The following is a 20,053-nucleotide window of genomic DNA, read 5'->3' as shown; positions in this document are numbered from 1 at the left end:
GGGCTAATAGGCCAGTACCCGTTGCTTGTACCGCTCGACCCGTTCAATCAGCTCGTCCAGGGTGTCGCCGCCAAATTTCTCCAGGTAGGCCTGGGCCAGCACGATGCCCACCAGGGCCTCCAGAATTACGCTGGCCGCTGGCACCGCGGTCACGTCGGAGCGCTCCCGGGCGGCATCGGCGGGCTGGTGCGTCACCACATCAACCGTGGGTAGGGGCTTCATCAGGGTGGCGATGGGCTTAAGAGCAGCCCGCACCACCAGCTCTTCTCCGGTGGTCATACCGGCCTCGGTGCCCCCCGAACGGTTGCTCCGGCGGTAGTAGCCCCGGCTGGCCTCCCAGTAGATGGGGTCGTGAACCTGCGAGCCCGGCTTCATGGCGTTGCTAAAACCGGGGCCAATCTCCACGCCCTTAATGGCCGGAATGCTCATCACCATCTGGGCGATGCGCCCGTCGAGCTTGCGATCCCAGTGCATCTGGGAGCCGAGCCCCATGACCAGTCCTTTGAAACGGGCCTCGATGATGCCGCCCAGGGTGTCGCCGGCGGCCTTGGCCTCGTCTATGCGGCGGATCACCTCGGCTTCGGCCTGGGGGTCGGTCATCCGTACCGGACTGGCCTCGATGCGCTCCTTGAGGCCCCAGTCGAAGGGAACCTCGCTCCAGACCCCGGCCATCCCATCCACGAACGAGGCGCTTTCCACCCCAAAAAACGAGAGCAGCTTATGGGCGATGGCCCCTATCGCTACCCGCATGGCGGTTTCGCGGGCCGAGGCCCGCTCGAGCACATCGCGTAAGTCTTTATGCCCGTATTTGACACCCCCCGCAAGGTCGGCGTGGCCGGGCCGGGCTGCTGTAAGGGCCTTTTTGCGCGGCTCGTTGCCGGGGGCTGGATCCATGATCTCGACCCAGTTGCGGTAGTCGGTGTTTTTGATGACCAGGGTCACCGGTGCGCCGGTGGTACGCCCGGCCCGCACACCGCTCATAAACTCCACTGTGTCGGTCTCGATGACCATCCGCCGCCCGCGCCCGTACCCGCCCTGGCGCTTCTTGAGCCAGGGGTTGATGTCCTCCACCGTAAGGGGGAGCTGGCTGGGCAGGCCTTCCACAATGCCTGTGAGCTGTGGCCCGTGGGATTCTCCAGCAGTCAGAAAACGCATGAACAGAATCTAGCATAACCGCGGCCAAGTCCAAAACCGCGTAGGGGCCCATATGAAAAAAGCCGGGACAGGGCCCGGCTGTTGGGGATACGGGGCTTAGCGCTGGGCGGAGTCCTTAACGATGTTACCGGTGATGATCACAATCAGCTCATCGTCCTTGATCGAGGAGGTGCGTTGTTTGAAAAGCTCGCCCAGCAAGGGAATATCGCCGAGGAGGGGAATTTTGGTCTCGGAGGTGTCGGTCACCTTCTGAATCAGGCCCCCCAGCACCACGGTCTGGCCGTCGCGGATGCGCAGTTTGGATAGGGTGGATTGTTGCGGAATGCGGATGCTGCCGGCTGGGCCATCAGCCGGGTCGCCGCCGGTCTGGGTGAAGACCTCGAGCAGGATGTTGCCGTCGGTTGAGATTTGCGGGCGTACCCGCACCAGCAGGCCATAATCGAACTCACGCACTGTGATCTGATCGCCGATGGTAATGGGGATGAGCAGCCGACCCCCCACCTTGATCTCCGCGCCCTTGGCCCCGGTGGCCCGCAGGTCGGAGGTGTCGGCGCCGTAGTTGTCCTCCACCAGCACATTGGCGTCGCTCAGGCGGCGCGAAAGCTGCTGTTTTTCCAGGGCGTCCAGCACCGCCCGGATGTTAAGGGAGGCCAGGCTGCGGGTGGCATCGAAGATCAGGTTGAGCCCGGTGGACAGGAAGCTGGCGATCAGGTTGCCCCCTGAGACGGTCTCCCACTTGATACCCAGGTTGCGAATGACCTCACCTGAAACCGCCTGCACCCGGATTTGCAGTTGCACCTGCTGCACAGGCCGATCCAGGTTGGGAATCAGGCGCTCGGCCAGGGCAATCTGCTCGGCTGTGCCGGTAACGATCAGGGTATTGGTGCGGGGTTCGGCCACCACCGTTACCTGCGGGGCAGGCTGGGCCTGCCCTTGCCCTTGCCCTTGAGCCGGGGTGGTCTGGCCCTGGGCTTGGGCTGTGATGGCCTTGCCCAGCACATCGGCCAGTTCGGTGGCGCGGGCATGCGAGAGGGCAAACGACTTTTGCACCACCGGTATGGTCGCTGTGGTGGCCCTGGGTACATCGATGCGCTGCAAGAAGTTGAGAGCGTCGTTTACAGCCCGGGAGGGGCCGCTGATGGAGAGCACATTTTGTCCGGGTACAGCCCGCACAGTAACCCCCGGCACCTCCTGCTGAACAAAGGTGGCCAGGGCGGCTGGGTCGCCCGAGCGCACCTGGTAGAACTCACGTGCTACCGGCTCGCTGGTTTGGGCGGGCTGGGCGGTCTGCCCGCGGGCCCGATCCACCACTTCCTTGGGCCCTACCACAATTACGTTGTTATCGAGCAAGGCGTAGGTGATGCGGCCATCGCCGTAGGTGTTGATGAGCAAGTCCCAGACCTGCCGGAAGGGTTTCTGGTCGATGTCGGCTGTAACGTTGACGTTGGGGATGTCACGCAGGATGGGGGAGAGCCCCACGCTACGGGCCAGCGCGTCCAGCAGGGCTGGTAGGGGTAGGTTGGTGCCGATGTTGCTTACCGGTTGGTCGAAGCGGGCATCCCTGGGCAAAGTACCCTGGGCCAGCGCCAGACTCAACACCACCAAAAGAGCAATCAAACGCTTCATATTCACCGCCTAGGGATTGTCCATCGTCAGGTTCAGGCTTTCCGAACCTTGTACCAAGAGGGCTTCTTTTGCACTCAAGCTTTTAAGCAGCACATCGCTACCAGGGAGGGTGCGGCCGACCGGCAGTACCGTAAAGCCGTCCTTGCTCTGGAAGATGGCTACGCTGGTTGGGCCCAGCACCACCCCCGAGAGCTTGAGGTTTTGCTCGCGCACGAAGCGGGCCAGGCTGCTTTCCTGGGTGGTTTCCTGCGTGCGGCTAAGGCTGCTTTTGGGCTCGAGCACCTGGGCGAGCCGGGCATCGATCTCGGCTCGTGCGAAGTCGAGGCTGCTGCCACTGGCGGCGGTGGGCTGGACATCCAGGGCCGCTGCGGCCGTGGTGGAAGCACCCACGCTGCTCAGTTCGCGTTCTAGAGGGGTGAGGCGGATGGGAAGCGCACCCGAACCCAGGCTGACTGCAGGGGGTAGGCTGGTGCGAGTGGTGCCCTGGGCCAGGCGGGGTGGGGCGGAAGGGGTAGAAGGTGCAGCTACGCTGGGCGTGGGTCGGGTGCCAGGTAGGCTGGGTTGTGGTAGCGGGGTGGTGGGTTGCCGCACCTGTACCTGGGTGGTCTGGCTTGGGATGGGCTGCGGGGTTACCGGCGCGGTGGCTGGGCGGCTGGTGAGGGCCGGGGCTGGCGGGTTGGGCTGGGCCACAGCGGTTGGCGCCGTTTCGATGATCAGGGGTACAAAGGGGTTAGGCGGCACCGTTACCCGTGGCTGGGTGGTTGCAACAGCGACGGGGCTTTGACCCTGCTCCTGTGCTTGCTCTGAGCGGGGCGCCTCGGTGACCAGAAAAGGCACCGGCAGCACCTCGAGGGGCCGGGCAGTGGTCAGCGGGGCGCTGGGCTCAGGTGCGGGTGTTGGGGTGGGGGCCGCAGGCTGCTGGGCTGCCTGGTTTGGACGGAAGAAGCCGATGTACCAAGCGGCCACGGCCGCTACCAGGAGGACTGCAACCAGCGCTACTTTGGCTCCCTGGGGCATGCGCTGGAGGAAATTCATGGCTGACCTCCAGGTTGGTTGGGCTGGGCCTGACCGGTATAGGTGTAGACCGTCATGGTCAGGCTGGTGTTGATGATGGGGTTGGTGGCCTGGGCCTCCGTAGCGGCGGGCCCGCTGCCGCCAAGGGTGAGGTTGAGGCCCGAGACGGTGGCGAAGCGCTGCAGACCCTCGAGGTTGCGCAAGAACACGTACAGTTCGGGGAAGGGCGACTCAACCTGCAAGGCCAGGTTGGTGGCCCGCACATTGGCAACCCCCTGGTTGTCCCCAGGGCTGCGGCTCAGGGCGCGCAGCACCACCCCACTTTCCCGGGCGGTTTGCGCCAGGGAGCTCAACACCCGACCAAGCTGCTCGGTGGGGGGCAGTTCGCGCAAGAACTGCTGCCGCTCGGCGTCTAGGCGCGCAATGGTCTCACGAAGCTGGGGCAAGGCGCGCTGGGCCGCACGGCCCCGATCGCGCTCGACGGTAAGGCGATCCACCTCGGCCTGTAATTCGGGGATGCGCCCTTGGAGGGGCTGGGTTACAAAGAAGTACCACATCATGCCCAGCAACAAGGCGGCCACTATAGCGACGATGGCCCACTCACGCTGGCCCATTCTAGCGAGAAGGGCTACCACTATTTTCACCTCCCGATGTGTTGCTGGTGGTTTGCGAGGTCGGCCGAACCAGGCCGATGGTGGCCCCAAAGGTGTAAAGCTGCCGCTGCTGATCCAGGCTGGCACTTTGGAAGTTAATGCCGAAGCGCGGCGAGGTTTCGAAGGCCTCAACGAAGCGAATCAGGGCGTTCTGGCCGATGGCTTCGCCTTGGAGGTTGAATTCCACGTTGACCGGCTTACCGTCGTATAGACCGTTCTGTACGTTGCTTTGGACTTCTTGGGGCGTGAGGACTTTGGTGCCGATGCTGCGCAGGGCCACCCCAAACCGGCGGCCTTCCCGTGGAATCTGATTGATGACCAGGGCCAGGTTGTCCGACCAGGGCACGAAACGTTCGCGTAGCTGGTTGCGCACGGCTAGGAGCTGCTCGAGTTCGCGCTGTTGTTGGTTGAGGCGGTTTTGCTCGGCGATGAAGGGGCGTAGCACATCCACCTCTACCTGGAGCTGGTCGCGCTGGTTCTCCAGTGCCTGAACCCTTGAGAGCGTAGAGAGATGGAGGAAGGCCACCGTCCCCAGCACCGCGAGCACCACCGCCACAGCGGCCAGGCGCCACCAGCCGGGCTCAACCCGACGGCGCAGGTTCTTGGGCAGGAGGTTGAGTTTAATCAAGCGGATTCACCCCCCGTAGGGCCAGGCCCACCGGTACCGTAAACTCGGGCGCCAGACTGCGCAGGTACTCCAGATCGAAGCGGCTTTTATCGATTTGAAGACCCTGCCAGGGGTCGGCGGTTTCCAGTGGGATGCCCAGTGTATCAGACAAAAGCGGCACCAAGCTTCTTAGCTTGCTGCCCCCTCCGGCCACAAAGCCCTGATCGACCCCCAGGTCGCCCACCTGAACCCGGAAGAACTCCAGGCTTCGGCGCAGCTCGGTGGTCAGCTCGACCAGCACCGGGCGGATGGCGTCGTACATACGGGCCGGATTGAAGCGCTCGCGCTCGGCGTCGAAGTCGAGCAGCAGGTCTTCATCTTCGGTGGGGATGGTAGCCAGGCCGTAGTTTTTCTTGGCGTCTTCGGCGGCCACCACATCGAGGTTGAACGCTTTCGAAATCGCAGCGGTGAAGTCCTTACCGGATAGGTTGATGACGCGGTTCAGGAGCAACCGCTCACCACGGGTCAGAACCAGGGCCGAGGATTCAGCCCCGATCTCGAGGAAGAGGGTGATGGGCTCACGGTCGGTGGCCGCCAGGCGGGCGCCCAGGGTGCGCAGACCGGCAAATGGCTTAACGTCGATCACCAATGGCTCCAGACCGGCGGCTTTGAGGGCCTCGACCAGGCTGGCCACGGTCTCCTGCCGGGCCGCCCCTACCACCACGTCCATCTGCTCCCCATCTGGAATGGCCTCAAGGGAGTCGAGGGGGGCGTAATCCAGCACCACCTCGTCAATTGGGAAAGGGATGTAGCGTTCAGCTTCCCAGCGTACAGCTTCCTCCATCTGTTTGATGGGCATCTTGGGCACCTGCAAGGTGCGGGTAATGACCGCCAGGTTGCTGGCCGCCGTTACCACGTAGCGCTTGCGGGTGCGCATCTCAGCCAGCATCTCTTTGATGACCTCGGTCAGGGCGCCCGGCTCGATGATCGAACCCTCCTGAACCACCCCTGGCGGGGTGGGCCTGATGCTCAGGTTTTTCAGGCTGGGGGGAGTTCCGGACAGCTCGACCATTTTGATATTGGCCGATCCAATCTCGAGGCCGAGCGCCTCGATTCTGGGTCTCAGCAACCCGCCAAAGAAATCACGCACGCTGCCCCCTTTCCCACATGAATCTCAAACTAGGTGTCAGTATAGCACGATAAATCTGCGCTGCAGCGGTCATATTGACCACTCTAGCCTAGGTTTTAACCTTTAGACAGTTCATTTGCACATCCAATCTTAATGCTCCATCGCCTAGACGGCTGTGGGAGCGTCATTTGCACAGGGCCGCGCACCGCTTATCGCTCATAGAGACCGGGCCACGGCCTCGGCAAACTGGAGGGTGGTGGCGTTGCCGCCAAGGTCGGGGGTGCGGGGGCCCTCTTGGAGCACCTTATCCACGGCGGCTTCTACCCGGCGGGCGGCTTCGTGTTCGCCTAAATGATCCAACATCATCACGCCTGAGAGGATGGTGGCTGCTGGGTTGGCAATGCCCTTCCCGGCGATATCCGGTGCGCTGCCGTGCACCGGCTCAAACACAGCGTGCTTGATGCCAATATTGCCGCTGGCCGCGATGCCCAGGCCGCCCACCAGCCCGGCGGTGAGATCGGAGATGATATCGCCGAACAGGTTGGTGGTCACGATCACGTCGAAGCGCTCGGGGTTGCGCACGAGCTGCATGGCGCAGTTATCGATGATGATGTCTTGGGTTTTGACCTCCGGGAAGCGGGCCGCTTCGGCCAGCACGGTGTTCATGAACAGGCCCTGGGTCATGGGTAGCACGTTGGCTTTGTGCGCCACATGGAGCTGCTTGCGGGGGCGGCTGGCCGCCAGCCGGGCGGCGTACTCGCCGATGCGCGCGCTGGCTTTGCGGGTAATGACCGTATCGGCAATGGCGATCTCGCCCTCGAGGTAGCTACGTTCCTGCTCTACATAAAGCCCCTCGGTATTCTCGCGCACCACGATCAGGTCGACCCCTGGCCTCGAGCCCGGCACAGGGTGGTGTTTGGCCGGGCGCACGTTGGCGAACAGATCTAGTTTGCGCCGCATGTAGCGGATGGCTCCGAAGAAGCCCGGTACTTTTTTGGTGGGGCTGGTGGCTGCACCGAAGAGGGTGGCATCGGTATGAGTAACGGCCTCGAGGGTGGCCTCGGGCACCGAGGTGCCTATTCGCTCAAAGGTCTCCCAGCCGGCCTGGGCCTCAACAAACTCAAACTTGAGTCCGGTAGCTTCCAGTACCAGCCTGGCGGCGGGAATTACTTCGTGGCCGATGCCGTCGCCTTCAATCAAACAAATCTTGTAGGTTTTGCTCACAGTATCACCCTGGTTATTTTATAACCTGGCACGGCCTGTTTTGAGTTGAAGCACCTTCGACGCCGGCTCCAGCAGACGGGTTGTCGAAACCGGGCTGTAGGATTTATCGGTAATTTTGCATCGGAGCGCTGGGCTGCTGTTTTTGGAGGATATGCCTAAATTAGGCTCTGTAGGATTGAATTGGGCTCTGCGAACGCGCCTCCCCCAACAAACTGAGAGGATCCTGGGCCAGGGTGCGCAGGGCCTTGCGGCGGCGGCTTTTGAGCTCCTTTAGCTCCAGGCGCTCGAGCTTGAGGCGGTTGAGGGCGTAGTCCAGATAGACCGCCTGGGCCTCGGGGGCGGCCCCACCCAGCACCTTGCGCCGGGCTATAAAGCGCTCGGGCTCCAGGGCCTGTAACAGCTCGGGGTCGCCAAACCCCAGGTGGCTTTGCAGGTCGTCCAGGCCCAGCTCGGCCACGGTGCGGCCCTTGCTGCTCAATTCGCGCAGCATGCCCTGTACCTTGGGGTAGGCCTCGGCCAGCGAAAGGCGCTTTCCGGCGACCAGCACATCCACCAGCTCGGAGGCCAGCACGCTGCGGTCGCGCAGGCCCTGGGCCAGCACCTCAGGCACAAAGCGGCTTTCCTGCAGGGCCACCCGCAGAAGGGCCACGGCCCCCTCGGCGGCGTAGAACAGGTTGTAGAGGGGCTCGAGCACCCCCGGCCCGTGGTCGTTGACGTCGCCAAAGGGGGTGCTGTAGTTGAGGTGGCCCAGGGTGGTGGGGCCGCCCATCAGCTCGGCCAGGAAGCCCCGCACGTGCTCCAGCACCACCGGGTTGACCTTCTGCGGCATAATCGAGGAGCCCTGGCTGATTTTTTCGGCGACCAGGAACCCCCCCTGCTCGGCCCAGAACAGCAGGTCGGCCACCAGGCGCGAGAGGCTGGTAGCCATACCTGCCAGGGCATAGGCGATCTCCAGGGCCCAGTCGCCGGCCGCGATGGCGTCGTAGGTGTGCTCGAGGGTGCCCCCAAACCCCAGCCACTGGGCCAGGGCCTTGCGATCCACCGGGTAGGGGCTGCCCGCCAGGGTCGAGGCCCCCAGCGGGCACTTGTCGGTGGTCTGGAAGGCCGAGCGTAGCCGCTGGTAGTCGCGCGAGAGCAGGTTTTCCACCCCGGTCAGGTAGTGCCCCAGGGTGGTGGGCTGGGCTGGGCGGTGGTGGGTATAGGCGGTGAGGAGGGTCTGGCGGTGGTTCTGGCCCAGGCCCAGCAGTTCCCGCCTTAAGTCCGATAGCGAGGTCAAAACCCGCAGCAGCCGCTCGCAGGCATAGGCGCGGAACACCGTCAGGTCGAGGTCGTTGCGGGAGAGGCCCCGGCGCAGCGCGCTGGCCACCTCGGAACCAAAGCGCTCGCGCAGGTAGAAATCTATGGTAAAAAACACATCCTCGAGCTGCCCGCTAAAGCCCGGAATGGGATCCTTGCGGAGCTGGCTGAGGGCCCAGGCCGCCTCCTTGGCCTCCACAATACCAAGCTTGCCTAAGCCCAGGGCATAGGCCGTGAGGGCATCGAAAAAGTGATCGCCCAGGTGCTCTTTGGCGAAGCGAAAATGTCTTTGTAATACCCAGCGGCGGTACAGGTTATGCCAACGCATGCTGTTCACCCTGTTTCAAGCCTACACCCCGGCCCGGCTTTAGGGGGTGTTAAACTCAGGGTATCGCCAAACTCAGAGTTTTGTATGAAATTGAGCTGTTCTGGCTCAGAATGCTGACGCGCTGGGCTTTGGCGGCGTACATCCGCTGATCGGCCAACCGCAGGAGGTCTTCTTTGCTAGAACCATCCTGTGGATAGACCGCCAGGCCGATGTTCACCCCCAAAGGCACACCCTCGATGCGGATGGCCTGAACGGCTTTAGCATAGCGCTGGGCCACATGCATGGCGCGATCGGCGGTGGTGCGGGGCAGAATGGCCGCAAACTCATCCCCGCCCAGGCGGAACAGGCCATCGCTCTTACGGCTGGTTTTCTGCAGGGCCTGGGCCACCCGAACCAGGGCTTCGTCTCCAAAGGCATGCCCCAGCCGGTCGTTGATGGCTTTGAAGCCCTGCAAATCCAGCACAAGCAGCGCAAAGGATTGCTGGTACCGCCTCGAGCGGGCCAGTTCCTCATCGAAAAACTTGTTGAAAGCCCGCCGGTTGGCCAGGCCGGTGAGCGGATCGCTCAAGGCGGCCTCCGCAAGGCTCTGGCGGGTGTGTGCCTGATGAAGCAGGGCTGCAACCGGGGTTGCGAAGAAGCGGGCGACCTCCAGGGAATCCGAACCGAACGCCTGGGGGTCGTGAAAGTTGTCCAGGTTGAGCAAAGCCAGCACGCTGCCCTGATAAAGCACCGGGACGGCCAGGTTGGACTGAATGCGCCTGGTATGGGCGACCGTCTGCCCTGCAGAGCTGCTGGCGCTGCGCTCCTGGATGGAGGCTTGCTCGCTGGAGAGGATGCGCGGCTCACCGGCATACCACCCCGCGGGGTGATGACCGTACCACTTGAGGTGGTCTTGCTCGCTAAAACTAAGGCCTTGCAGGCTTTCCAGGTCGTATCCAACCGCAGCCTGGAAGTGGAAGCGTTCGCCCTTGCGCACCAACAGACTGCCGGCCTCGGCGCCCGGTATCAGCTCGACGGCCGAGGTTAGCACCTGCTGATAGAGGCTCTCGGAGTCTTCCAGTGTGGCTTTGTGTGAGAGCTCGAGCACGCGCTCCAGGCGCTGCCGGGCGATGGCCCCTTCCAGCGCCAGACCTATTGATCGGCACGCCATAGCCAGCAAATCCTGTGTGCAGGGCAGCCAGGGATATGGCTGTGGGTGGGCCAGACCCAGCAGCACGCGGGCTCGAGGCCGATTAGAAAGGCCAATGGGGTGAACAGCGATGCTCTGTATCGAGGTTTTTTGCTCTAGCTGGTCGATAAAGATGGGCTGTCCAGTGCGGTAAACTGTCCAAAAAAGCCCCTGGCTATCGGAGATGTGGGCCTGCCAGCAGTCGTCTGGGGGCTGCTTTACATCAAGCCGGGCCAGGATGCGCATCCGGCTGCCCTGTTGTTGCAGGATAATGCCGTGCTGTACGCCCAGCGCCGAGGTCAGCAGGGCCAGGGCCCGTTCAGCCAGCACCGTCACCGAATCAGCCGCGACCAGAGCCGTGGAGAGCTGGTGCATCAGATGGGCTTCGGCCTGCTCTGCGATGGAGGTCAGGCGGCTGCTTGCGGCTTGAGCTAGCTGCTCGAGGTAGCCTTGTGTTTGAGGCCCAAAAGCCCGGCGGCGTTTTAGACTGACCACGGCCGTTATCTTGTTGCGCTCGTACAGGGGAATTGCCACGCAATGGTGAAGGGGCTGCCCACACTGCGTGTACACCGCTGCACCCTGGGTGCGGGCCTGCATGGCTACCTGCTCGAGGGCCTCGGCTTCCCGCGGGTGGCTGGTGTGGTGCAGCCGCAGTTCCCCGTGCTGAAGCCACCATACCCCGACCTGTGCGCCCAGTGGCTCGAGCAGGCTGGGTATGGCCGTGAGCAGTTGCTCGCGGCGGTTGGCGGCCAGCAGGGCCTGCAGGGCGTAGGATAGCCAGGCAAGCTGATTGGAGGTTTCCTGCTGTTGTTGCAGCGCTTTTCTAACCCCCCCAGATATCAGGGCTGTGGCCCCCAGCGCCGATAAAACCCACAGGCTCGAGGCCGGGGGGTTGCTGAGCCATGCGCTGAGCGCGGCGAGGGCCAGCGCTGTGTAAAGGCCGGGCATCAGGCCATAGCCGGCGCTTAGAGCGGCCACCAGGAGCATGAACCCGGGGAGCTGAAAGGCCTTCCCGAGGCTGAGCAGAAGTATTCCTGCTGATATCAACAAACATACGACCAGCAGGCCCAGGGGGGGCCGTCTGACCGCAGGGGTTTTGGGGGCGTTGGTGTGTAAAAAATTTTTAGGCTTCATAGCAACCTCACACCAGGTGGGTCAGGTACACGCTGGGTATGGCCTCGAGGTGGCCTGGCGGCGGGGTGGTTATGGTGTAGTCGTCGAACCGGGTGGCCTGGGATTGCAGGGCTGGGGTTTGCACCAGGCCAAACAGCGCTTTGGCTGGAATGGGCGCGGCCTGCTGGGCTTCGTGGGTAAAGATCCACAAACCCCGCGTGGAGGCCTGTATGGGCCGGCTCGAGGCCTCCGAAACAAACACCTGGGAGAGCCCTTGCCAGAGCCACTGCAGATCGGACGCGCTTACGCCGTTGTGCAGCCCAGCGCCGGGGTGGTAGTACCCGTGCATGCGGTAGAGCCCATAAGCGGTGTTGCGACCCGAAGTAAGGGGAAGGACGGGGTCGATCGAACGCGCTGGCGAGAAGCGAACCGGGCTTGGTATCAGAACATGCCCGGCTGGGTGCGTGAGGCCAAACATCCGCAGGTTGTAATAGCGTTCGCACAGGGCTTTGACCCCCACCTGTTCGATGTTGGGCCATTTATCGAGTATTGGCAGCAGCGCGTCGCGTTCGAAGTAGAGGTTGAGCGCTTTCTTGATCGCCTCATCCAGCACCAGTCCGTAACGCACCTCTTGTAAGAGCTGTTGGGGGCCGTTCAGAAAAGATAGATCCTGGGGACTGGCGTTCTTTATATCGAACAAAACAACAAACTTGTGGTGCAGATCGGGGCGATGAATCATGGCTACCCCCTGGGGAAGCAGGCTGGGTTGCTGGGCTCTACCACCTTGGCCACATCGACCAGGCCGTAGCCGGTCTGGCTGTCCCAGGCGGGGGCGTTTTGCGCGGCGCTTTTGAGACAGGTGCGCACCTGATCCAGCCGGGCGCCGGGGTTGCTGGGAGGGGTCTGGCCCAGCAGTTGCTGTTGCAACAGATACAGGCCGATGGCCCCGCTGATAAAAGGTGCCGAGGCCGAGGTGCCATAGGCCAGGGCGTATGCCCCCTGGTTGGGCCCGTGGGCTACCGGCACACCGGTGCCCGGGGCTACAAACTCGAGCCCCTCACCATAGTTGGAGGCGTAGCCGCTCAGCCAGCGGGCCCGGGCCTGGCCGGCATCGGTGGCCCCTACCGCGATGACGAAAGGCGAGGAGGCGGGGTAACCCACCGCGGGCAAGTCGGCATTGCCGCTCGAGGCCACCACCACCAGGCCTTGCTGGGTCACCTGCTCCAGGACGTGCTCGAGGTAAGGGTCGCGAAAGCCTGGCGCGGAGAGGGAAAGGGAAAGGTTGACGACCTGGGCCGGCGTGGGGTTGACAAAGAGCTGACCGGCAATTTGGGTTGCTCCGGCTGCGTATTCCAGGGCCTGGGCTATTTGCAGCGTACCAGCCTGCTGGTTGGCATCAAATACCTTGATGGGCAGTACGCGCAGCAGGTTGTAGGCCACACCAGCCAGGGCCGTTCCATTGTTGGTGGTGGCAGCGATGATGCTGGTCACCTGCGTCCCGTGGCTGGCACCGGTGCCGGGCTCGGGCTCTACTGTGCCCCGGGCGGGCTGAGGATTGCTGAGATCCTCGCCCACCACATCCAACCAGCTATCCGGGGGGGTTAGGTTGGGGGCCAGATCGTTCCGCTGGGTGTACACCCCGGTATCAACCACGGCGATGATCGGCGTTTGGCATCCGACCTCTCCTCTTAGCTTTTGCCAGGCCTGCTCGATGTTCATCTGCTGGAACACGGGCGCCTGCTCCGTCGGGTAGCTGGGGTTATTGGGGGGCACCACCAGGCTGGCGGGCTGGTAGAGATACTCGGGCTGCACGTACTGTCCCAGACCCTGCTGATACAGTTTTTGGGCCACTTGGGCTTCCTGCCCCGGCTGGGTGCGGTACAGGCCCCAGCCCCCGCCCAGATCCTGCACCCGCTGGGCCCCCAGGCTTTGCGCGCTGGCGGTGTGGCTTTGCAGGCTGAGCCCTTTTTTGTGATACACCAGCAGCCGCCCTGCCACGTGGGGTACATCGAAGCGGCCCAGCCCCACCTCGTTGAAGGCCCTGACCGCTATCCGCTGGCTTTGCGCACCGATACTGCTGCAAGGCGGCCTGCCCTCGAGGCGAAGCTCTGCCACCACCTGCTTGAGGCCCTCAGGGCCGTCGGATTCCACGATTAACCGGTAGCGCTTGGGTTCCGGGCTGCTGTTGGCCGCCACCCAGATGCTGACTGAGGAGCCGGTGGTGCTCAGGGGCAGGCCCGGTAGCGGGGGTTCGCTGCGAAGGGTATAGGCCCGGGCTCCTTCTACGCGCCAGCGCAGATTAACTTCCCCTCCCAGATGGGGAACGGTTTGGGGGGTAACCTCGAGGCCCGCCCAGCCCTGGGTGGTTGTGCAGGAGGTTAGGGCCAGACCGATCCAGCCCGCAATAGCCAGGCTAATAAAGCTCTTTACTGTGGGGACTCTCCAGCAAGCAACGGCAGTACTTTTGGGTTCGGCCGGTTGCACCACTGGCTCCCCGTTTCCCTTGGTGCCCAGATTGGGAATCACGGATCATCACCTCCGAACTTGGTTTTTGGGTTGGGATACCGATACTGGCAGCTACTGCCAGGACGCACGCCAGGCTCCGACTGTTCTCAATATCCCGCAAAACAGCCTTCAACGCCGCCAAGGTCAGCTCTGAACAAGCCGCCGCTCCGGGTTCGGTTGTGATATTTCCCACAAGCGTCTGCATGGCTGACCACCCAACAGCAGCATAGAGGGGTGGGGGTGCGGGTTAAGTTCAGAAAGCACACCCCAAAAGCAGAGCCGACTGAAGGTCTTAAAATCCCTATGCAAACGGCACAAATCCTATAGATCCCCCCGCCCGCGAGGCCTGGGCCCTGGGGTGGGTGATAAGCCAAAAATCCGGTGTGGGAGGCCTTTAGCTTTGTGATTGCGATCTGCATGTGCAAATAAACCACCAGGCTTTCTAGAATGCAATAAAATGCTAGGTTTAGATTTGCAGCGACGTGTTTGGGTTGAATGCGCCAACTCAACCGCTGATAGGCGCTAAGGTTGTGTTGTTGTGAAGGGTGGACTTTCCGTGCAACTGGAAGACATGACCGTTTTTATCGTGGACGACGAGCCATCCAGCGTGGCATTATTGCAGAGAACCCTCGAGCGCGTAGGATTTTCCCGCATATACGCAACCACCGACCCAACCCGTTTCGAGGAGTTTTTGCACCGGCTCAATCCCGATGTAATCCTGCTGGATATGCACATGCCGCAGCGGAGCGGCCTGGAGATACTCAGGTTTTTGCAAGGGCGTCGGGAGAACGACGGATATTTGCCGGTTTTGGTGCTCACATCCGACACCACCGCTGAGGCTAAGCACCGGGCCCTCAACCTCGGGGCTGCCGATTTCTTGCAAAAGCCCTTTGATCTGCTCGAGGTGGTGCTCCGGGTGCGCCATCTGCTGGAGATCCGCTACTTGCACCTGCGGCTAAAGGATGAGAACCTGCGATTGGAGGCGGCGGTGCAGGCCCGCACCCAGGAGCTGCATGAAGCGCACCTGGATGCGCTAAGGCGTTTAGCCTATGCGGCGGAGTTTCGCGATGACGATACGGGCTCACACGTGCACAGGGTTGCGGAAAATGCCAGCCGATTGGCCCAGCGTTTGGGCTTGGAGGCCGGCTGGGTCGAGGTGATCCGGCGGGCTGCGCCCTTGCATGACATAGGCAAAATCGCCATACCAGATGCCATTCTCCGCAAAACCTCCCGGCTCACCCCCGAGGAGTACGAACTTATGAAAAGCCACACCGTGGTGGGTGCAGCGATGCTCGAGGGGGGTAAGTCGGTTTACCTGCAAATGGCCCAGCGCATTGCCCGCTCCCACCATGAACATTTTGATGGAAGCGGCTACCCGGACGGCCTTAAGGGCGAAGCCATCCCGCTAGAGGCCCGCGTTGTGGCGGTGGTGGATGTGTTTGATGCCCTGGTGAGCCAACGGCCCTTCAAACAGGCCTGGCCTGTACCGGAGGCCGTGGCGGAAATTAGGCGCCAGGCAGGTCTTCATTTTGACCCCGAAGCGGTGGGGGCATTCTTGCGATGCGTCCGTGCAGGAGATCTGCTGCTGCCCGATCCTGCCAAAAGCTTGTAAGGCTTCTATCGCACAGCGGGATCGCCGGTCACCGGATCGGTGGCGCGCGCCAGGGCTGAAAATGCGCTGTAAAACCATGTGGCAAGGTTTTGGTATAGTACCCTGGTGCTGTTTGGCCGTGGCCAAACACGGGTGGGGTATGGGCCGCAGGAATGCTTTCTGGTTTGCTCTCCCAGCAGTCGCTTCGCTGGGACTGTTTTTGCTGTACCCATTTTTGGATGTGTTGCGCTTCTCAACCTGGGACTGGTCGGGGCTATCGGAGCCCCGGGGGGTTGGCCTCGAGAACTACCGCGACATACTGCGCGATCCGGATTTTTACAACAGCCTGCGCATCACCCTGGTTTTTGGGGTGATGACCCTGGTGCCTTTCGTGTTGCTCTCGGTGCTGCTGGCCCTGGCCCTGGATGGTCAGCCCTACGAACGTCCTATCAAAGCCCTGCTTTTTTTGCCAGGTTTGGTCACCCTGGGGGGGGCTGCGGTGGCCTGGTACACCCTTTTTTCGCCCGAGTACGGTGCCCTGGCTTCGCTGATTCCGGTGCCCCGCTGGGATCAAAGCCCCTTCTGGGCTTTAGTCCTGATAATGCTTTTTACCATCTGGCGGCACATCGGCTATGGGGTGCTGGTGGTCTCGGCCCGGCTTAAGGCCATCCCCAAGGCCCTACTCGAGGCTGCCGCTGTGGATGGTGCCACCCCCGCCCAGTCTTTTCGTTTTATTACCCTGCCCCTGCTGCGCCCAGCGATTACATTTCTGGTGGTGATTGGCACCGTTTTGACCCTCCAGGGCTACACAGCGGTGTTTTTGTTGACCCGCGGGGGCCCCTTCGGAGGCACCGAGGTGCTTGGCTACTATCTTTACAAGACGGGTTTCGAAGCGGGCCGTCTCGGCTATGCCGCGGCCCTCACGGTGATCATTTTGCTGTTGACGCTGGCCTTTGCCCTGGCGCAGGCCCGGCTGCTGCGGGAGGAGAGATGAAAGTTGGGCTGGTTTTTCTAGCACAACCCAGGCTTGGTGCTTTCTGCTTGGAGGTGTGCCCGTGCGCTGGCTAGGCCATCTGCTGGTGTGGACGGTGGCCTTCCTGGTGGCCCTGCCTTTCATCTGGATGGCCTATGCGGCTTTTATTCCGCCCGAGGCGGTTTTTAGCGGCAACATCTTTGGACAGCTTGGCTTCAGCCTGGCTAATTTCGAGGTGCTGGGCCGGGAGGGTTTTTGGGAGGGTTTTTGGGGACGCCTGCTGTTCTCGGTGCTCTTAACCGGGAGCGTAACCCTGCTTCAGCTCGCCACCGGCTTTCTGGCGGCCTATGCCATTAAGGAGGGGGCCAGGCTCCTGCCGTTTTTTCTGGTGCTGCTGGCTATTCCAGTCGAGTTGCTGCTGGTTCCTTTGTATGGTCTGTTGGTAGGGCTGAAGATCTTGGATACCATCTGGGCTTTGGTGCTGCCCTTTGCGGCCAGTCCGTTCATTGTGTATTTGCTGTTCCAGGGGATGCGCACCGTCCCGGAAGAACTGCTCGAGGCCGCCCGGATTGATGGGGCTGGTCACCGCGTTTTGCTCACCCGCATCCTGTTGCCGCTTTTGCGCCCTCAGCTAATTGCAGCCGGGGTGCTGGCCTTTGCGGCGCACTGGAACCTGGTGCTGTACCCGCGGATTGTGGCTGGCAGCAAAGAACTTAAAACCGTTCAGACCTGGATTACCGACCTGCAGCGCCAGAATCCGGCCGATTGGGGGCCTTTGTCGGCAGCGGCACTGGCCGCTACCCTGCCCCTGGTGATCATTTACTTGCTCTATGAGCGCCGGATTGTGGAAACCTTTGAAGAAGGCCTCAAAGGGTAAGCCCCTTTTGATGATTCGAACTTTTTTCTCACACAGGCTATGGCAAACTGAAACTGGGTAAACCACGGAGGATGAAGCAGATGCGCTGGTTGATGGTACTGTTGGTTGGAGTGGGATGGGCTTTGGCCCAGCGCCCGGTTGAGATACCTTTTTGGCACACCGCAGGCCCTCCGGGCCAGGAGCCCCTAGAAGAGATAATCCGCGATTTTAATAGCCGTCAGCGGGACTACCGAATTGTGCCCAGCTTTGTGGGGGATTACCGCGAAGGGGGTCTAAAACTCCTGGCGGCGCTGCGTTCTGGGGGAGCCCCGGCGCTGTTTCATGCTGAGATTTCCTTTTTGGGGCGGATGGTGCAGGACAACGTAGCCCAGCCGCTGGATGAGTACTTAGGAAACCTGCCCGGGGATTTTTACCCCGGATTCCTGGAGACCGGCAAGCTGCGGGGCCGCACCTATGGGCTGCCGATAGGCCTCTCGATTCCGGTGTTTTTCTACAACGCCGACCAGTTTGCTGCCAAAGGGTTGGGCGTCCCGCGCTCCTGGAATGATGTGGTCACGGCGGCGCAGCGCTTGACCACCCGGGCCGCCAAGGGGTACACGGTCTCGAGCGACATCTACAGCTTTGTGGTAATGGTGATGAGCCGGGGAGGATCTATTGTGGACAGCCAGGGCCGCCCGGATTTTACCAACCCCAAGGTGGTGGAGACCCTCGAGTTCCTGCAGGACATGGTGCGGAAGAACATAGCCCAGAGCCGGAACATCGCCGAGGCCCAGTTCTCCGTCGCCGACTTTTTGCGCACCAAGACCTTTATGGGCGTCGCGCCCATTACCCTGTGGCCGCTGATCGAAAACCGCGCCCCCATCCCTTTCAGGCTGGGAGTTGCAGCGGTACCCCGCACGGAAGGTGGAAAAGTGCCGCTGGCGGGTGGCACCCTGGTGGTGCTCCGCGGGGCCAGTGAGCAGCAGGCCCGTGGGGCTGTGGCCTTCTGGCGCTTTGCTATGGAGCCGGCCAACATCGCCAAATGGGTCAAGGCCACCTACTACATGCCCATGCGCCGGGCCGCTCAGCCTTTGCTGGAAGACTTTTACAAAGAAGATCCCCGCCGTCGGGTGGCCTTCAGCCAGGTAGAGCACGCCGATGTGTGGCTGCAAGACCCCGAGTTTACCATCTGGTACAGCTTCCTGGAGGACGCCCTCGAGCGCGCCCTGAAAGGCAACGCCAACGCCAGACAGGTGCTGGAAGAGGCCCAGCGCCGCGCCAGCAGCGTTGAGCGCCGCTGATGGAGCCGCTGGTCTGGGATAGGTTTTGCTATGGCTGGATTTTTGGGGATCCAGTATGAATCCTGCCGTGGATGGTGAACTGTTCGTGGTTGACCGATTACACCGTCTTGACAGCAATAACGGTGCATAGGTACACTGCCCCCTGGGATGATCTTAAGTGCAAAAAAATCCAGTGCCGGGAGGCTAGTCTGAGCTAGCCCGCGCACTGCGTATCCCGGCCCGCACACAGCTTGCGGGCGGTTTTTTTTATAAAGGAGTTTATGCCAGCGTCCACCCCAGCCCACCGCATTGAAATCGTCGACACCACCTTCCGCGACGGCCAGCAGTCGCCGCTTTTGTTCGATACCGAGAAGTACCGGTTCACACTGGAAGAGAAGAAGGTTTTGATGACCGGCTTGCTCGAGCTGGGCGTCACCCACTTCGAGTTTTTTTCACCGGTGGTGGGAGTGGCCGAGGCGCAGGATGTGCGGGAGCTAATAGCCCATGCCAGCGCGCTCACCCAGAAGCCCCTTCGCTTCCTGGCCCACTGCCGCTGCAACCTGCAGGACATTGAGCAGGCGCTCGAGACCGGCTGCAATGGTCTGAATCTTTACCTGGGGGTTTCGCCCCTGGCCCAGCAGCACAATGCCCAAAAATCCCTGGAGGAATCGGTGCAACTGGTTCAGGAGGTGATTGCCACTACCCGCGCGGCCCATCCGGATCTGTATATCCGATTTAGCGCCGAAGACGCTTTCCGCACCCCGCTCGAGGATATCTTTCGCCTCTACGACGCCATTTACCCCTATGTAAATACCCTGGGCATGCCCGATACCGTGGGTATAGCTGAGCCCGAGGATGTGAGTGCTGTGGTGGCCCAGCTACGCCAGCGCTATCCTAATGTGGCGCTTGAGTGCCACTTTCACAACGATCGGGGACTGGCCCTGGCCAACGTAATTGCCGCGGTGCGGGCCGGGGTGCGCTATGTGGATGCCTCCATCTGGGGCCTGGCCGAGCGCTCGGGCATCCCCTCGGTAACGGGGGTGCTTTTCAACCTCTCGAAGCGCTACCCCGAGATAGCCCAGCAGTACAACCTGAGCCAGTGCTATCCCCTCAACGTGCTGATGGCCTCTATTCTGGGTACGCTGGTGCCTTACACCGAGCCGGTCTCGCTGACCAACCGCACCCATACCGCTGGTGTGCACCAGAAGGCCGTTCTGAATGAAAAGAAAGTCTACGAGGCCCACAACCTGCACGACTTTGGGGTGGACAAAAACCAGTTACTGCTGGGGCCCCTGTCGGGCTGGAACCTGATTTACTACTATCTGAAAGAAGTGGAAGGCTTTGTGATCAGCAAAGAGCAGGCCAAGCAGATCGCCCAGGAGTTCAAGGGCCGTACCAGCGAGATTGGGCGCCGGAAGAAACCCGAGGAGCTTTTGCTGGAAATTGCTGAGGCCCACGGCCTGCTGCGCCATACCCTACCCGAGGAGGTGCCCACCGCGCGGCTGGAGAACCTGGATTGAGAGCTTCCTGCAGAG

General features: G+C 62.0%; 16 protein-coding genes and 1 riboswitch. Of the genes, 5 read left to right on the top strand and 11 right to left on the bottom strand.

Annotated elements, in window-relative coordinates; all coding sequences use genetic code 11:
- Nucleotides 1–3: 3 nt before the first annotated feature.
- From aroC to MRUB_RS15840, 11 genes are all read right to left on the bottom strand, one after another.
- Nucleotides 4–1,155, bottom strand: coding sequence for a chorismate synthase (gene aroC, locus MRUB_RS13780; RefSeq protein WP_013014990.1), 1,152 nt, complete (start codon nt 1,153–1,155; stop codon nt 4–6).
- A gap of 96 nt (nt 1,156–1,251) precedes the next feature.
- Complete coding sequence (locus MRUB_RS13775) at nt 1,252–2,781, bottom strand: secretin N-terminal domain-containing protein (protein ID WP_013014989.1); 1,530 nt, start codon at nt 2,779–2,781, stop codon at nt 1,252–1,254.
- A gap of 9 nt (nt 2,782–2,790) precedes the next feature.
- On the bottom strand, nt 2,791–3,816 hold the full coding sequence (locus MRUB_RS13770) for a hypothetical protein (RefSeq protein ID WP_013014988.1): 1,026 nt from the start codon (nt 3,814–3,816) through the stop codon (nt 2,791–2,793).
- Complete coding sequence (locus tag MRUB_RS13765; RefSeq protein WP_013014987.1) at nt 3,813–4,409, bottom strand: type IV pilus inner membrane component PilO; 597 nt, start codon at nt 4,407–4,409, stop codon at nt 3,813–3,815. The genes MRUB_RS13770 and MRUB_RS13765 overlap by 4 nt, the downstream gene beginning before the upstream one ends.
- 1 nt (nt 4,410) lies before the next feature.
- Entirely contained in the window at nt 4,411–5,076 is a 666-nt protein-coding gene (locus MRUB_RS13760) for a competence protein (RefSeq protein WP_013014986.1), read from the bottom strand.
- Nucleotides 5,069–6,205: a type IV pilus assembly protein PilM gene (gene pilM, locus MRUB_RS13755; RefSeq protein ID WP_013014985.1), complete on the bottom strand. Its 1,137-nt coding sequence runs from the start codon at nt 6,203–6,205 to the stop codon at nt 5,069–5,071. Before pilM ends, MRUB_RS13760 begins: the two co-directional genes overlap by 8 nt.
- A 195-nt stretch (nt 6,206–6,400) precedes the next feature.
- Nucleotides 6,401–7,408, bottom strand: coding sequence for an isocitrate/isopropylmalate dehydrogenase family protein (locus tag MRUB_RS13750; RefSeq protein ID WP_013014984.1), 1,008 nt, complete (start codon nt 7,406–7,408; stop codon nt 6,401–6,403).
- Nucleotides 7,409–7,568: 160 nt separating this feature from the next.
- Entirely contained in the window at nt 7,569–9,032 is a 1,464-nt protein-coding gene (locus MRUB_RS13745; RefSeq protein ID WP_013014983.1) for a lyase family protein, read from the bottom strand.
- A 55-nt stretch (nt 9,033–9,087) separates the two neighbouring features.
- On the bottom strand, nt 9,088–11,334 hold the full coding sequence (locus MRUB_RS13740) for a sensor domain-containing diguanylate cyclase (RefSeq protein ID WP_013014982.1): 2,247 nt from the start codon (nt 11,332–11,334) through the stop codon (nt 9,088–9,090).
- A 7-nt stretch (nt 11,335–11,341) separates the two neighbouring features.
- Nucleotides 11,342–12,052, bottom strand: a complete 711-nt coding sequence (locus tag MRUB_RS13735; RefSeq protein WP_013014981.1) for a type I CRISPR-associated protein Cas7 — start codon at nt 12,050–12,052, stop codon at nt 11,342–11,344.
- A gap of 2 nt (nt 12,053–12,054) precedes the next feature.
- On the bottom strand, nt 12,055–13,797 hold the full coding sequence (locus MRUB_RS15840; RefSeq protein ID WP_152024900.1) for a S8 family peptidase: 1,743 nt from the start codon (nt 13,795–13,797) through the stop codon (nt 12,055–12,057).
- A riboswitch (cyclic di-GMP riboswitch) is annotated at nt 13,777–13,862 on the bottom strand. It overlaps the preceding gene by 21 nt.
- Before the next feature lie 512 nt (nt 13,863–14,374).
- On the opposite strand from MRUB_RS15840, the gene MRUB_RS13725 reads away from it, so the two are divergent.
- The 5 genes from MRUB_RS13725 (at nt 14,375) to MRUB_RS13705 (ending at nt 20,038) form a co-directional block, all read left to right on the top strand.
- Nucleotides 14,375–15,430 carry an HD domain-containing phosphohydrolase gene (locus tag MRUB_RS13725; RefSeq protein ID WP_024050596.1) on the top strand — a complete coding sequence of 352 codons (1,056 nt, stop codon included), beginning with the start codon at nt 14,375–14,377 and terminating at the stop codon, nt 15,428–15,430.
- 139 nt (nt 15,431–15,569) lie between these two features.
- Nucleotides 15,570–16,403 carry a carbohydrate ABC transporter permease gene (locus MRUB_RS13720; RefSeq protein ID WP_013014978.1) on the top strand — a complete coding sequence of 278 codons (834 nt, stop codon included), beginning with the start codon at nt 15,570–15,572 and terminating at the stop codon, nt 16,401–16,403.
- A 61-nt stretch (nt 16,404–16,464) separates the two neighbouring features.
- Nucleotides 16,465–17,259, top strand: a complete 795-nt coding sequence (locus MRUB_RS13715; RefSeq protein ID WP_013014977.1) for a carbohydrate ABC transporter permease — start codon at nt 16,465–16,467, stop codon at nt 17,257–17,259.
- 80 nt (nt 17,260–17,339) lie between these two features.
- Nucleotides 17,340–18,539 carry an ABC transporter substrate-binding protein gene (locus tag MRUB_RS13710; RefSeq protein WP_013014976.1) on the top strand — a complete coding sequence of 400 codons (1,200 nt, stop codon included), beginning with the start codon at nt 17,340–17,342 and terminating at the stop codon, nt 18,537–18,539.
- Nucleotides 18,540–18,799: 260 nt separating this feature from the next.
- Entirely contained in the window at nt 18,800–20,038 is a 1,239-nt protein-coding gene (locus MRUB_RS13705) for a LeuA family protein (RefSeq protein ID WP_013014975.1), read from the top strand.
- Nucleotides 20,039–20,053 lie beyond the last annotated feature (15 nt).

The organism is Meiothermus ruber DSM 1279 (genome assembly GCF_000024425.1).
GTDB classification, from domain to species: domain Bacteria; phylum Deinococcota; class Deinococci; order Deinococcales; family Thermaceae; genus Meiothermus; species Meiothermus ruber.
The sequence above is the reverse complement of the archived record's forward strand: the minus strand, read 5'-3'. Positions and strand labels throughout refer to the sequence as shown.